The sequence below is a fragment of the Mammaliicoccus sp. C-M13 genome (assembly GCF_022386845.1).
Lineage (GTDB): Bacteria > Bacillota > Bacilli > Staphylococcales > Staphylococcaceae > Mammaliicoccus > Mammaliicoccus lentus.
On sequence record NZ_JAJNHQ010000014.1, the window covers coordinates 1 to 14,791 of the forward strand.

Sequence of the window (14,791 nt, forward strand, 5' to 3'; positions counted from 1 at the left end):
CACCTCTACAATATTTTCTTAGTCGATTACATTGTACTAAAGTGAGCTATATTTGGCTCTTTTTTTATTACACAATTATATGGACATATTCTGATATAGTGCTCTAACGGGCTAGATATTTTAGTCTTGCACGTTACATTTTCTAACGAGCTAGAGTACATAAACTAGCACGTTAGAGCTTCATTTCCCCTATTTTTAATGTGATTTTATATTGAATTTATTTGATATATCGCTCTAAAGGGCTAGATATTTTAGTCTTGCACGTTACATTTTCTAACGAGCTAGAGTACATAAACAAGCACGTTAGAAAGATACTATAGGAAAGCATGCACTTTCAAAATCGAATATTTTTCATTATTATTCCTTAAAGATTAGTAGTTCACCGCTAAAACATGTATAATAATACCAATAGTTAAGCGAGGAGGAAATGATATGACGAACAGTGAACAGAACCCTTTTCAAGAATCTACAATTCATGAAGAAAATAATATAAATATTGATAATCAAACATCTACTAATGATGATGAACGTTTATTCGGGATGCTCATATATTTAACGAGTCTATTTACTGCATTAATTGCACCTTTAATTATATGGTTGATTAAAAGAGATGAATCTTCTTTTGTAGATCGAATTGGTAAAGATTATTTAAACTTCTTTATTTCTTATACAATATGGGGAATAGTTGCTGGAGTACTATGTTTGATTATTATTGGCATTATTTTACTTCCAATATTAGCAATTTTAGTATTTATCTTCACCATTATTGGCGCAGTTAAAGCTTATCAAGGTGAAACTTATTTACCACCATTATCTATTCGCTTCATTAAATAGAAATAATTAAAACACTTTTTGTATAAAAAAGTGTTTTTTTTCTTTTTAAAGATAAAAGAGGCTCATTACTTTAATTATTAATCATGATAAAATAACTTGTATTCTTTTACACTCAAGAATACATATATTTATACGTCCCCTTTTTAAACATCATTTGTGCAATTCCTAAGATGGAATCGCATAATTTTTTTGTATTAAAAACTATAGTGCTTTAAAGGAGGAAATTTTTTTGAAAGAAAACCTTAAAAAACCAAGAAGAAGATATATAAGTCTACCTACTCAAATATTAATTGCTTTAATATTAGGTGTTGTTGTAGGCTATTTTTTAAATGGACAAGATCAACTTATTAAATTTATACAACCAGTCGGTGATGTATTTTTAAACCTTATTAAAATGATTGTAATTCCTATTGTGTTTTGTTCATTAGCATTATCAATATCTAATGTTGGCGATATGCATACAGTCGGTAGATATGGTTGGAAAACATTACTTTACTTTGAAATCATTACAACTATTGCTATTGGTTTAGGTATTATATTTGGTAATTTATTTAAACCAGGTTTAGGATTAGATGCAGATAAATTGCCTAAAGGCGATATTTCTACATATGAAAGCACTGCTGATGCAGCAGAAAAATCTACTTATGGAAATCATATAATCGATACAATTGTAAGCATTATTCCTACTAATATATTCGAAGCTTTAGCTGCAGGAGAGTTACTCCCAATTATATTCTTTGCTGTATTCTTCGGATTAGCTATTGCTGCAATTGGAGAGAAAGGACAGCCTGTTAAGGATGTTCTTGGAGGTGCACTAGAAGCTGTATTTTGGATGATACATAGAATTCTACGCCTTGCACCATATGGTGTATTTGCTTTTATTTGTGTAACGATTATGACATTTGGATTATCTGCATTAATTCCATTAGTTAAGCTATTAGCTGTTGTTGTAGGTGCTATGATATTCTTTATTGTTGTTGTTTTAGGCATAGTAGCCAAAATTTGTGGTATTAACATTTTTTCAATTGTTCGCATATTGAAAGATGATTTATTACTTGCTTTCTCAACATCAAGTTCTGAAACTGTTTTACCTTCAGTGATGGAAAAAATGGAAAAATTCGGTGCACCAAAAGATATCGTATCCTTTGTAGTACCTACAGGATATACTTTTAACTTAGATGGTTCTGCTTTGTACCAATCTATAGCAGCGTTATTTGTTGCTCAAATGTATGGCGTACATTTAAGTCTAGTAGAACAACTTATTCTAATGTTCACTTTAATGATCACGTCTAAAGGTATGGCTGCTGTTCCTGGTACTTCTATTGTTGTATTAATTACCACTCTAGGATCGATGGGGTTAAATCCAGAAGGTTTAGCATTAATCATTGGTATCGATAGATTATTAGATATGATGAGAACGTGTGTTAACGTAGTAGGAAACGCACTCTCTACAGTCGTTATTTCAAAATGGGAAAATAAATATGACCATGAAAAAGGTCAACTATATTTAAATTCTCTAAAAAAATAACAAAAAAAGATTCGGCTTGGGGGAGCCGAATCTTTTTTATTTTAATGAATCCTGTATTTCTTTAATTTCTTCTTGTTTTAAATCAACTACAATTTCTCCGTCTTTAGTGTCTTCTTTCAGAGCTTCTTTCGCTTCTTCTGAATGGTATAGCTCAGCAACTCTTTTTAAAGTTTTATTATCTTTATCTTTTGTATTTGCAGCTATAAAGTTGATATATGGTTTAGCAGCATTTGCATCTGGGTTTTCTGAATAGATAGGGTCTTTCTTAGGATTTAATCCTGCTTTAGATGCAACACCATTATTTATAACAGCGATATCTACTTCATCTAACGCTCTAGCTGTTTGTTGAGCATCGACTGCTTTAATATTTAAATTCTTTTTATTTTCAACTATATCTTTAGGACCACCATCTAATCCAAAGTCTTTCTTCAATTTAATATACCCTGCTTTTTCTAATAATTTTAAAGCTCTAGCTTGATTAGAAACGTCGTTTGGTATAACAACTTTAGCACCGTCTTTTAAATTTTTAATATCTTTTATTTGATTAGAATAAATACCCAGTGGAGCGAACACAGTTGTTCTAATTGGTGTGATTTCTGTTCCTTTATTTGCTCTTTGGAATTGATCTAAAAATGCAAAATGTTGGAATGAGTTTAAATCAATATCACCGTCTGACAATGCTTTATTGGGAACGTTATAATCCGAAAATTGTTTAACCTCTACATTAATATCTTCTTTTTTAGCTAATTCTGCTACTTTATCCCATACAGCAGTATCATTTGAAGCGATACCCACTGTTACCTTTTTATCATCTTTTTTATCACCACATGCTGCTAATAGTAAAACTAATGTCATTAATAATGTTAATACTTTTTTCATTTTATTCGCTCCTTTTCTTATGTATATAAATAAAAATCCCTTTTAAGCTTAGCTCAAAAGGGATTAACTTTATCTGCCAAGTTTAAAACTTGATGGATTTAGCACAGTTCTCTTTATAGAGTCCGCTGCTGAGATTTCATCGGGCCATATCCCTCAATCTCTCTTGATAATTTTTATTTGATTAATTCTGATAATACCTATCATATTACTCTAAGTCAATACTTTTTTAACTTCTTCTTACAATTTTAGACAACACATTACCTAAAGATTGGATAAGTTGTACCATAATGACTAGAATAACGACCGTAATAACAATAACAATTGTATCAAAACGTTGATAACCATAAGCTAAAGCTAAGTCACCAATACCGCCTCCACCTACTGCACCGGCCATCGCTGTAGCACCAATTAAACCGATAATAGATGTTGTTAATGCTAGAATTAAAGACCCTAGTGCTTCAGGTAATAAGAAATGTCGAATAATTTGAAACGGTGATGCTCCCATAGAATGTGCCGCTTCTATGACGCCTGAATTCACTTCTAACAGTGAGTTCTCTACTAATCTTGCAATATAAGGCGCAACATAGACTGTTAAAGGTACTATTGCTGCAGAAGTTCCAATAGATGTACCCACAATCATTTTAGTAAAAGGTACAATAGCAATAAGTAAAATAATAAACGGTACCGAACGGAATATATTAATAACTGGATTTAGCACATGATATATAAAAGCATTTGGCCAAATACCATTCTTTCTAGTTATAACAAGTAAAATACCTAAAGGAATACCAATTAATGCACCGATTACTAAAGAAACAGTAACCATGTATAGCGTTTGGTATATAGCGTCATATAGTTGAGATGAATCTAAAGATGATCCAAACATTATGCTTCAACCTCCTCATATTCAATATTTAAATCTGTTAAATACTGAAAACTATTTTGAATTGCTTCTTGTTCTCCATTCAGACGTAGTGTTAAATAACCTACTGGTGTACCTTGAATGTCTGACATTGATGCAAACAGTATATTTATTTGTACGTGGAATTTAGTGATTAAATCATTGATAATACTATGTGTCACTTGTTCACCATCTATGTATAATTTAATGTCTGTAGCAGTTTTATCTTCAGGAATAAGTTTTCTTAAGTTTGAAGATATATCTGTAGTTATCACAGTTGATACAAAGTTTTTAGCAGTTGATGTTTGGGGGTGACTAAACACATCTAATACAGGACCAATTTCAATAACTTCACCATTTTCCATAACCGCTACTTTATTGCATATTTGTTGGATAACACTCATTTCATGTGTAATTAATAATATTGTGACTCCAAATTGTTCGTTAACTCTCTTTAGCAGTTTTAAAATTGAATCTGTAGTTGCAGGATCAAGCGCACTTGTTGCCTCATCACATAATAAGATTTTAGGATCTGTAACTAATGCTCTAGCAATTGCTACTCTTTGTTTTTGACCACCTGATAATTCATTTGGATATTGTTTACCTTTGTCTTCTAAACCAACAAATTCAAGCAATTCATTCACTTTATCTTTAATGTCATTTTTATTTTTACCTTGTAAAATTAAAGGCATAGCTACGTTATTAAAAACTGTCTTTGAATTTAACAAGTTAAAATGTTGAAATATCATTCCTATATTTTTCTTAATGACTTGTAACTTTTTCTTCGAATATTTATTCACATCATGACCGTCTACTAATACTTCTCCAGATGTCTTTTCTTCTAATACATTCACTAACCTAATTAAAGTACTCTTCCCCGCACCGCTATATCCGATAACACCGAATATATCTTGCTCTTCTACTTTAAAACTTACATCTTTAAGTGCTTGTATTTCAGAATTCTTTTGTTGGAAAATTTTATTCACATTTTTAAATTCTATCATAACATTTATCCCTTCCGAATTCTTATTATTATGATAAGAATTATATTGATGTTTACCTTTAACGTCAATACTTATAATCAAACTTTTCTAAATATTCATATATCTATATTGTATTTTTTCTCTTAAATACTTTATTCACATTTTCTTGATGAATTTTTATTAATGTAAGCGTTATCAATAAAATATTGACAACTTTGTGAACAATCAATAAAATGAAACTTAAGATGTATTTTTACATCCAAAAAACAAGGGGGTTATAAGTATGGCTGAGCATGATTTCAAGCGTTTAGCAGCAGATCCAAAGTTTAAAGAACTTGTGAAAAAAAGAAATAACTTTATATTTCCTATATCTATATTCTTTATTTTTGCTACACTGCTATTTCCAGTATTGACTGGATATACAAATATCTTGAATAATATTGCATTTTGGAATATCTCTTGGGCATGGATTTACGCATTATTATTATTCATTATGGTATGGACTCTTGTCACTTTGTATATGCGTAAAGCTAAATCTTTTGATAAAGATGCTGAAGCATTATTAATGGCGCATAGAGAGGGGCAAAACAAATGAATGTAATTGTCGTCGTTATGTTTATACTATTTGTTAGTATTACATTGTTTATTACATATTTTGCATCTAAAAGAACGCAATCAGCAAATGACTTTTATACTGCTGGAGGCGGGTTAACAGGTTGGCAAAATGGGTTAGCAATTGCTGGTGATTACTTATCAGCTGCATCATTTTTAGGTATAGCGGGTGCCATCGCATTATGGGGATTTGATGGTTTCTTCTATAGTATCGGTTATTTAACCGCGTATCTCATTGTGTTATACATTGTTGCAGAGCCTTTAAGAAACTTAGGTAAATATACTTTAGCAGATATGATTGCAGCTCGATTTGAGCTTAAAAAAGTTAGAGCAATGGCAGCAGTATCTTCCATTACCATTGTTATTTTCTATATGTTAGCTCAATTAGTTGGAGCTGGTGCACTTATTCAATTGCTATTCGGTATACCTTATACACTTGCTGTTATTTTGGTCGGTATCATGATGACAATTTATGTATTGTTTGGTGGTATGACTGCAACAAGTTGGGTTCAAATGGTTAAAGCCGTATTACTTATGATTGGTACTATTATTATTTCATTTTTAGTGCTATTACATTTTAATTTCAATCTTTCTACTATGTTTGGTGAAATGCACAATATTAAATCACCTGCTTTTAAAAGTGAATTTATCAACCCTGGCTCACAAGGTAAACCGCCTTTAGATAATATCTCACTAATTATTGCTTTACTATTTGGTACAGCAGGTTTACCTCACATACTGATGCGATTCTTTACAGTTAAAGATGCCAAAACAGCAAGATCTTCTGTAATGTGGGCAACATGGATTATTGGTATATTTTATATTTTAACGATATTACTAGGATTTGGTGCGGCTGCATTATTAACACGTGAAGAAATCATAAACGCTAACCCTGCTGGTAATATGGCAGCCCCATTATTAGCTGCAAAGTTAGGCGGAGACTTCTTAATGTCATTTGTTTCAGCCGTAGCATTTGCTACGATATTAGCAGTAGTAGCTGGATTAGTATTGACTGGAGCATCTGCTTTCGCGCATGATATTTACGGGCAAGTTATAAAAAAAGGGAAAATTAGTGAGCGTGAGCAAATGAAAGCAGCAAAATTAGCATCATTAGCGGTTTCAGTTGTATCTATTATACTAGCCTTATTTGCACAGAATTTAAATGTAGCGTTCTTAGTATCATTAGCATTCTGTGTCGCAGCAAGCGCAAATTTACCTGTTATTATATTCACAATATTTTGGAAAAGATTTAATACTCATGGTGCAATTACTGGTATAGCTGTTGGCTTAATTGTGTCACTTGTACTCGTAATATTAAGTCCAAATGTCATGAATCCAGAAGGAACAGCATTTATTACAATGTCACCAATATTCCCATTATCAAACCCTGCAATCATATCAGTTCCAGCAGGATTTATTGGTGCATTTTTAGGGACATTCTTAGGCAAATCAGAATCTCATGATAAATTCCAAGAAGTGCAAGTTAAATCAGCGACAGGCATTTCAACTTCAGATATTTCACATTAAAAATCCGTTCAGTTATGTTAAAAGAGTCTGGGACATAAATAATTGTCCCAGACTCTCTTTTTGTATTGGCAGTAGCTGACTGGTATGAGAATGCGCTTATAACAAGCTATTTTCATACCTAGTCATCCTTGCCGAGGTGGGACTACGAAATCTTTTTAATAAAATGAGATTTCTGTCCCACACCCTTTCTTAATTTTTAATTAGCCTATTCATAAATTATTTTAATTTCGCTTTTTGTAAAAATTTAACTTTTTTACTTAATGATTTTGAAGACATAGATTTCAGCATTTTATTTCTCATTTTTATTTTCATCGTATTGGATGCCTGTCCAGCTTTTCCAATTTTCCTAGATTTTTTAATTACTTTTTTAGTGTGCTTAACTCTTAGTTTATTGTATCTTTTTAATGCTGCATCAACGTCTTTTTCTTTTAATAAGTTGGTTAAAGTAACAGCATCTTCAATAGCTTGTCCTGCTCCTTGCCCCATATCTGGCGTAGTTGCATGAGCTGCATCACCTAATAATACTACTCTTCCTGAAATGAATGATTTTAATGGTGTAAGGTCATACATATCATGGTGCAAAATACCAAGTTCTTCTTGAGCGTCTAATACATTACGTACTTCATCAGGATATTGATTAAAATATGCTTGAAGATGAGGCTTTTCGAATGATTTAAACTGTAAATCGTTCTCTTTGGCATTCATTGTACAGAACCAATATAATTCGTCATCCTTTAAAGGTACAATTCCAAATCTACCTTTATGTCCCCAATATTCTAATGCAGTAGTTCGATCAATATTCAAGTTTTCATTTACAACGCCTCTGAAACAAGTATACCCTGCGTATTTAGGTTCAGATTTTGGTTGAATTTGTTTCCTAATATTTGAATTCAAGCCATCTGCTGCGATAACTAAATCAGCTTCTGCTTCTTGCCCATTTTCAAAATATAACCTTATATTATCTGGAGTTTGTTTAAATTCTTTTAATTTATAATCTAAATTTATACGTTCTGTAGGTACATGTGTTTTTAATATTTCATGCAAAACACTTCTATGAATTGTTATATTTTGTTCCTCATCTTGGTTCATTTTTAAAGTGTTTAAAAATGAATCTAAATTAGTTCGAATTTCGATTTTGTTAAGGGCTTGTCCTTCTTGTTCAATTGCATATGTCATTTTGTAAGGCTTTAATGCTTTTAGTACATTGCTTCCAATGCCTATCCCAGCACCTACTTGATTCAAGTCATTTCTTTTTTCATAAACTTGTACATCATGCCCCGTTTGATAAAGTAAACCAGCAGCAGTTAAGCCACCTATTCCCCCACCAATTACTGCTATTTTCATTTTGTTCACTACTTTCTTTAAAATAAAAATCTTTACTTCTCAATTATAATTAATATAACTATATTTTAACATGAAGTCATTACGATAAATAACCCCAGTTCAATTAATAAACCCCAAAAGTTAAATTATTAGTAACTTTCGGGGTTCTTATTATCAATATCAAGAACTAGAGTTATCTATTATTTATAATAATCTTTATATATTTCAGCTTTCTTTAAATCATGTTTATCATAATAACTTTCCATAATCTTACCAATACTCGTCGCCCAGTTCACATCAGTCGCATATAAATGCTGTCCTGGATTGTAAGGATTCCACCTCATTTTGTATAAAGTATCTTGTCCATTATCTAGATAATCTTTCCTTACAAATCTTGCGCCACCATCTATTGCTTTTTCAGGTGAAGTCCAACCCTTCTTACGCGCATAACTGCTTCCTGTTTCAACTGCGTCTTGATCAAAAGCACCAATGCCATAAAAGTTATAAAAAGTTTTTCCATTGGACATTTTAACACCGCTAGCCAACTCAGAATTGCCGTTTCCAGTTTCTATGAAAGCATGACTTAATAAATAAATAATATTAATATTATACTTATCTTGTGCGTTTAAAAATGCTTTTTCTTTACCTTTCAAAACACCTTTATCTTTTAAAATATCTTTAACTTGTTTTTCAGATATATCAACTTTTTCAGATATATCCATGAATTGTAAATCTGTTTTACTCTTATCAATATCCATATACTTATCGATATCTTTCTTATCTGCATACACAAATTTATTATCTTTTTGTGTCACAGCTGGTGAATCACTCTTTGTCTGAATTTCCAAAGCTTCTTCATAAGTATGTGTTTGATGATTCTTGAAAAAAGGAGACTCGAAAATAATTAATAAAATAATAAATACAAATATAATAATGAGTCCTAATATTAGGGTGAATCTATCTTTCAAAAAGTTAATGATTCTCACACCTTTTCTTTTAATATAACCATATTACGTTATAAACTTATCTTAAAATATAACAAATATCAATAAAACCGTTTATTTTATATTTTTAAATAATATAAAAATAGAGTCCAGAACAATTATTTATGTCCCGGACTCTCCTTCATTTCATTATTCTTCTCTGCTCATACCTTTTAAGAAATTCAACAGCATTGTTATACTGCTATTTATTTCTGGGTCTTTTAATGCGCCTAATAAATCTTTAACTGAAGTTTTATTATTCGAATTGGCTCTATTTGCTACTCTCATTCCGTTATTTATCTTTTTCACAAATACAGAAGCTTCTTCTAAATCTAAATCTCCAAACATAAACAATACGTTGCCTATATTATCTAATATACCTTCATACTGTTCTTTATTTAATTCTGTTACAATGTTCCCCGTTATAACTTTTCTTTGAACGATAGCTGCATGTACAGCATCTAATGCTTCTGCTTTTTCTAAAGCATCGAGTATATCTATTCCTTTTTCAATAGCAATTTTTTTATCGCTCAATCTTTCTTGCAGGATTTTCATATCCTTTTCAATTTTGTATTCTTTCGGCTCTTCCATTCGTTTAATGACTCTAATTCTCTCACCCATTATAATTCGCCACCTTTATTTGGGAATGTATAATCTGGTCTTTCCCATTTATCTTGAACTCTAACACTGATTTGTGGATTTCTCGTACCAAATCTATAATTGTGTTTTGGTATTGGCGCACGACCATTTTTTGTAATGACTTCAAGCTTTGCATAGTTATCTTTATATGCTGGTGTATTCGTATCCTTATCAACGTCACTATCTGTAACAAAGTTTGGTGCACCTTCGTTTTGGTCGTTCAATGGAATGTAAATATGATTACCTGACACTCTATCTGTAACTTGTACATTCAATTCTGTTGTACCAGCTTTAGATGTGACTTTCACTCGTGCACCGCTTTCTATACCATGTTCTTCTGCCAATTCTTTTGAAATTTCACAGAAATTCTTTGGTAATTTATAAGCTAAACCAGGTACTTGATATGTCATATTACCTTCGTGGAAATGTTCTAATACTCGCCCATTATTAACATGAAGTGACATTTCTTCAGTCTTTTTAGATTCTACATTGAATTCTAATGGGTACAATCTCGCCCTACCATCAGGGAAATGGAATTGCTCAGTATATAGTAATGGTGTATCAGAACCATCTTCATTCATCGGCCATTGTAAACTATTATAACCTTCTAATCTATCGTATGTTGCGCCTCTTACTAACGGCATTAAACTTTGTGCTTCAAACCAAATTTCACTAGGATGTTTATAATCCCAGTCTGCTCCTAATGATTGAGCAATCAATTGAATAATTTCCCAATCTGGTTTGGAATCTCCAAGCGGATCTAATGCTTTATTAATTCTTTGAATACGTCTTTCAGTATTCGTAAATGTCCCATCTTTCTCTAATGATGGTGACGCGGGTAAAACAACGTCTGCAAATTCTGCTGTTTTTGAGAAGAATAGATCCTGCACAACTAAGAAGTCTATTTTTTCAAAAGCAGATCTAACATAGTTAAGGTTAGCATCGACTACCCCTGTATCTTCACCTTTTATATAAAGTGAACGTAATTCACCTTCATGTATACTATCTATCATTTCATGATTGTCTAACCCAACTTCACTATCTAACTCTACATTCCACGCTTTTTCAAATGGTTGACGTATTTTTGCATCAGTAACATCTTGATAACCAGGTAATGTATTAGGCATACTGCCCATATCACTACATCCTTGAACGTTATTATGTCCTCTTAATGGATAAGCTCCTGTTCCTGGTCTCATATAGTTACCAGTCACTAGTAAAAGGTTAGATATAGCTGTACTTGTGTCACTACCTACGCGATGTTGTGTTACACCCATAGCCCAACAAATTGAAACGGCTTCTGTTTGAACAATTTCTTTAGCAAGCGCTTTTAAATCATCTTTACTAATACCTGTTCTTTCTTCAGCATATTCGAGCGTAAATGGTGCCAAACTCTCATAGTATTCATCAAAATCATTAACATATTCAGAAATAAAGGCTTCATTATGCCAATTTTGATCGATAATATATTTGGACAATGCTGATAACCATACTAAATCTGTCCCTGGTGTAGGTTGATAAAACTTATCTGCACGGTCAGCCATCTCGTGTTTTCTAATATCAAACACATATAATTTTTGTCCTAGTAATTTATGTGCTCTCTTAATGCGACTTGCGATAACTGGGTGCGCTTCAGCAGTATTCGTTCCAATAGTAATAACCATATTTGCTTTCTCTAAGTCTTCAATTGAACCTGAGTCTCCACCATAACCAACTGTTCTAAATAAACCTTGAGTTGCTGGAGATTGGCAATAACGGGAACAGTTATCTACATTATTAGTACCAATTACTTGTCTAGATAGCTTTTGCATTAAATAAGATTCTTCATTTGTACATTTAGATGAAGAAATAAATCCTAATGCATCTTTACCGTATTCGTTTTTGATTTCAGAGAATTTCTTACTAACAAGTTCAATTGCTTCTTCCCATTCTACTTCTTGGAAATAACCTTCTTTACGTACAAGTGGTTTTAATAAACGGTCTTCTGAATTGACATAATCCCAAGCAAACTTACCTTTCACACATGTTGAAATGTGATTAGCTGGAGAATCTTCATGTGGTAATACTCTTAGAATTTCTCTACCTTTAGTCCATACGTCGAATGAACAACCCACTCCACAATATGTACAAACTGTTTTTGTCTTTTCGATAGTTTCTTCACGCATTGCCGCTTCAGAATCTGATATAGCAAACAATGGTCCATATCCTGTTTCTGCCTTTTTAGTTAACTCTATCATTGAACGCAGTAGACCAGGTTTTTGGTCCGTCATATAACCTGCTTGTCCGAGCATGTCATTTTCCATTAATGCGTTACAAGGACACACTGTGACACATTGTCCACAGTTCACACAACTTGACTCATCTATTGCTTTATCATTATCCCAAATTACTCTTGGCTGTTGACGTTTCCAATCAATCGTTAAAGTTTCGTTTACTTGAACGTCTTGGCATACTTCTACACATCTACCACACAATATACATTGGTCTGGATCGTATCTATAAAAAGCACCAAAATCTTCTTCATAACCTTTAGATTTAAATGGTATTGATTGATGTTCCAAACCAAATTCGCCCATAGTATTATGAATTTCACAATCACCATTATTGTAATCACATACTGTACAATATAGTTCGTGATGCTCAAGAACTCTATCTAGTGCTTGTTTTTGTGCTGATTTAACATTTTCTTTTTGAGTATTTACAACCATACCGTTTTCAATCATTGTGCTACATGCTCTTTGAAGTTGTCCATTTACTTCAACAATACATGAATCACACGTTTCGATTGGTCCAAGTGATTCGTTATAACAAATTGATGGAACAAAAGATAACTCTTGAGCTTTTATAAAATCTAAAAGTCTCATACCTTCTTCTACAAGATAATCTGTACCATCAATTGTTAATATTTGATGTTCTTGCATATCATTGTCCCCCTCTTATTCAATTTTGCCCATAAAAGTCATATTACCCAATATTTTTAAATGACTTATTTTAATTATAATTTTACATTTTTACTAATGCAAACATTTGTAGAATTTAACAATATTAATTATCTGAAATTTCTAAAATCTTATTGCTAAGTATACGGAACTTTGCTAATCTATTGTTATTCTATTTTGAAAGAGGTTTTAGCGATGATTACATTTATTTCTTCCATTATTATATTGATTTTAGGTTATATTTTTTATGGAAAATACATAGAGCGTGTTTTCGAAATCTATCCAGATAAAGAAACACCTGCTTATAGTAAGCAAGATAACATGGACTTTGTACCAATGCCTGCCTGGAAAGGTTGGATGATACAATTATTAAATATAGCGGGGCTTGGACCTATTTTTGGAGCAGTTTCAGGTGCATTATATGGTCCAGTCGCATTTATATGGATAGTAGTAGGATGTATTATCGCAGGTGGCGTGCATGATTACTTTTCAGGTATGCTTAGTTTAAGACATGGTGGCGCACAGTTTCCTAAACTTGTACAACATTATTTAGGTAAGTTTATTAGAGTATTTACAGATATTGTATCTGTCGTGCTTATGGTGTTAGTTGCTGCTGCTTTCGTAGCTGGTCCAGCACAACTACTTTCATCAAAAACACCTATTTCATTCTTGGTAGCATTAATTATCATATTTGCGTACTTTATTCTTGCTGCTATTCTTCCTATTAATAAAATAATTGGTCGTATTTATCCAATATTTGGTGTTATTTTAATTGTGATGGCTGTTAGCGTAGCAGTTGCGTTGATATTTAGTGGAAAACCAATTCCAGAAATTACAGTTCAAAACTTACATCCTAGTGGCATCCCAGTATGGCCCCTTCTTATGGTAACAATATCATGTGGTGCTATTTCTGGTTTCCATTGTACTCAAAGCCCTATTATTTCAAGAACTGTTAAAAATGAATCAGAAGGCAGAAAAGTATTTTATGGTGCCATGATTTCCGAAGGTATTATTGCTCTTATTTGGGCAGCAGCTGGTATGACTTTCTTTGGTGGTACTAAAGGTTTAGCAAGTCAGTTACAATCAATAGGACCAGCAGGTGTTGTAGATCAAATCTCAATTCAATTACTAGGACCTGTAGGCGGTGTATTAGCATTACTAGGTGTTATTATTTTACCGATTACTACCGGTGACACTGCATTAAGAAGTTCTAGAATGATTATAGAAGATTTTGTTAAAGATAAAGTGAGCATAAATTCTAAAGCTTTAATGATCGCTGCAAGTTTTGCTGTTGGTATTCCTGCTTTCTTTCTATCTACAATCGATTATTCATTCTTATGGAGATATGTAGGTTTCACAAATCAAATTGTCGCAACTGTCATGTTATGGGTTAGTGTGAGTTATTTACTTAGATATAATAAAGCACATCTCGTTGCTGGGATTCCAGCATTGTTTATGACAGGAGCTGTCAGCGTATATGTGTTATATGCACCAGAAGGCTTATCCCTCCCTTATAACACTGCTTTAATTGGTGGCGCTGTAGTATTTATTATTGTTTCAATATTATATGTAAGAGCCATACTTAAACAGACTGAACCAATTGCTTCACCAACTCAAGATTTATATACGTCTTAATTTGAGAT

Annotated in this window: 12 protein-coding genes and 1 riboswitch; of the genes, 5 read left to right on the forward strand and 7 right to left on the reverse strand. The window is 32.3% G+C overall.

Annotated features, from left to right (window positions below; genetic code table 11):
* Window positions 1-432 precede the first annotated feature (432 nt).
* Window positions 433-834: a DUF4870 domain-containing protein gene (locus LQ615_RS10910; RefSeq protein WP_017000907.1), complete on the forward strand. Its 402-nt coding sequence runs from the start codon at window positions 433-435 to the stop codon at window positions 832-834.
* Between the two features lie 229 nt (window positions 835-1,063).
* Window positions 1,064-2,362, forward strand: coding sequence for a cation:dicarboxylate symporter family transporter (locus LQ615_RS10915; protein WP_017000905.1), 1,299 nt, complete (start codon window positions 1,064-1,066; stop codon window positions 2,360-2,362).
* A gap of 36 nt (window positions 2,363-2,398) precedes the next feature.
* Here LQ615_RS10915 and gmpC read toward each other — a convergent pair whose 3' ends face one another.
* The 3 genes from gmpC to LQ615_RS10930 all read right to left on the reverse strand — a co-directional run bounded on the left by gmpC (window position 2,399) and on the right by LQ615_RS10930 (window position 5,146).
* Window positions 2,399-3,241, reverse strand: a complete 843-nt coding sequence (gene gmpC, locus LQ615_RS10920) for a dipeptide ABC transporter glycylmethionine-binding lipoprotein (protein ID WP_103268997.1) — start codon at window positions 3,239-3,241, stop codon at window positions 2,399-2,401.
* Window positions 3,242-3,307: 66 nt separating this feature from the next.
* Window positions 3,308-3,414: riboswitch (SAM riboswitch) on the reverse strand.
* A 53-nt stretch (window positions 3,415-3,467) separates the two neighbouring features.
* Window positions 3,468-4,127, reverse strand: a complete 660-nt coding sequence (locus LQ615_RS10925) for a methionine ABC transporter permease (RefSeq protein WP_017000902.1) — start codon at window positions 4,125-4,127, stop codon at window positions 3,468-3,470.
* Window positions 4,127-5,146, reverse strand: coding sequence for a methionine ABC transporter ATP-binding protein (locus LQ615_RS10930; RefSeq protein ID WP_017000900.1), 1,020 nt, complete (start codon window positions 5,144-5,146; stop codon window positions 4,127-4,129). The genes LQ615_RS10925 and LQ615_RS10930 overlap by 1 nt, the downstream gene beginning before the upstream one ends.
* A 262-nt stretch (window positions 5,147-5,408) precedes the next feature.
* Between LQ615_RS10930 and LQ615_RS10935 the strand changes: the two genes are divergently transcribed.
* Together LQ615_RS10935 and LQ615_RS10940 are read left to right on the forward strand one after the other, a co-directional pair.
* Window positions 5,409-5,720: a DUF485 domain-containing protein gene (locus LQ615_RS10935; RefSeq protein ID WP_017000898.1), complete on the forward strand. Its 312-nt coding sequence runs from the start codon at window positions 5,409-5,411 to the stop codon at window positions 5,718-5,720.
* The gene (locus LQ615_RS10940) at window positions 5,717-7,264 is read left to right on the forward strand and encodes a solute symporter family protein (RefSeq protein ID WP_103268998.1); all 1,548 of its coding nucleotides are present in this window, start codon (window positions 5,717-5,719) and stop codon (window positions 7,262-7,264) included. Before LQ615_RS10935 ends, LQ615_RS10940 begins: the two co-directional genes overlap by 4 nt.
* 216 nt (window positions 7,265-7,480) lie before the next feature.
* On the opposite strand, the gene LQ615_RS10945 is transcribed toward LQ615_RS10940, so the two are convergent.
* The 4 genes from LQ615_RS10945 to fdhF all read right to left on the reverse strand — a co-directional run bounded on the left by LQ615_RS10945 (window position 7,481) and on the right by fdhF (window position 13,130).
* Window positions 7,481-8,608 (reverse strand): FAD-dependent monooxygenase, encoded by a 1,128-nt coding sequence (locus tag LQ615_RS10945; protein ID WP_239704168.1) that lies wholly within the window; start codon window positions 8,606-8,608, stop codon window positions 7,481-7,483.
* 179 nt (window positions 8,609-8,787) lie between these two features.
* Window positions 8,788-9,567 carry an N-acetylglucosaminidase gene (locus tag LQ615_RS10950; protein ID WP_369917462.1) on the reverse strand — a complete coding sequence of 260 codons (780 nt, stop codon included), beginning with the start codon at window positions 9,565-9,567 and terminating at the stop codon, window positions 8,788-8,790.
* 153 nt (window positions 9,568-9,720) lie between these two features.
* Window positions 9,721-10,191, reverse strand: coding sequence for a helical membrane plugin domain-containing protein (locus tag LQ615_RS10955; protein ID WP_017000947.1), 471 nt, complete (start codon window positions 10,189-10,191; stop codon window positions 9,721-9,723).
* Complete coding sequence (gene fdhF, locus LQ615_RS10960) at window positions 10,191-13,130, reverse strand: formate dehydrogenase subunit alpha (protein WP_103269002.1); 2,940 nt, start codon at window positions 13,128-13,130, stop codon at window positions 10,191-10,193. Before fdhF ends, LQ615_RS10955 begins: the two co-directional genes overlap by 1 nt.
* 213 nt (window positions 13,131-13,343) lie before the next feature.
* On the opposite strand from fdhF, the gene LQ615_RS10965 reads away from it, so the two are divergent.
* Window positions 13,344-14,783 carry a carbon starvation CstA family protein gene (locus LQ615_RS10965; RefSeq protein WP_239704167.1) on the forward strand — a complete coding sequence of 480 codons (1,440 nt, stop codon included), beginning with the start codon at window positions 13,344-13,346 and terminating at the stop codon, window positions 14,781-14,783.
* Window positions 14,784-14,791 lie beyond the last annotated feature (8 nt).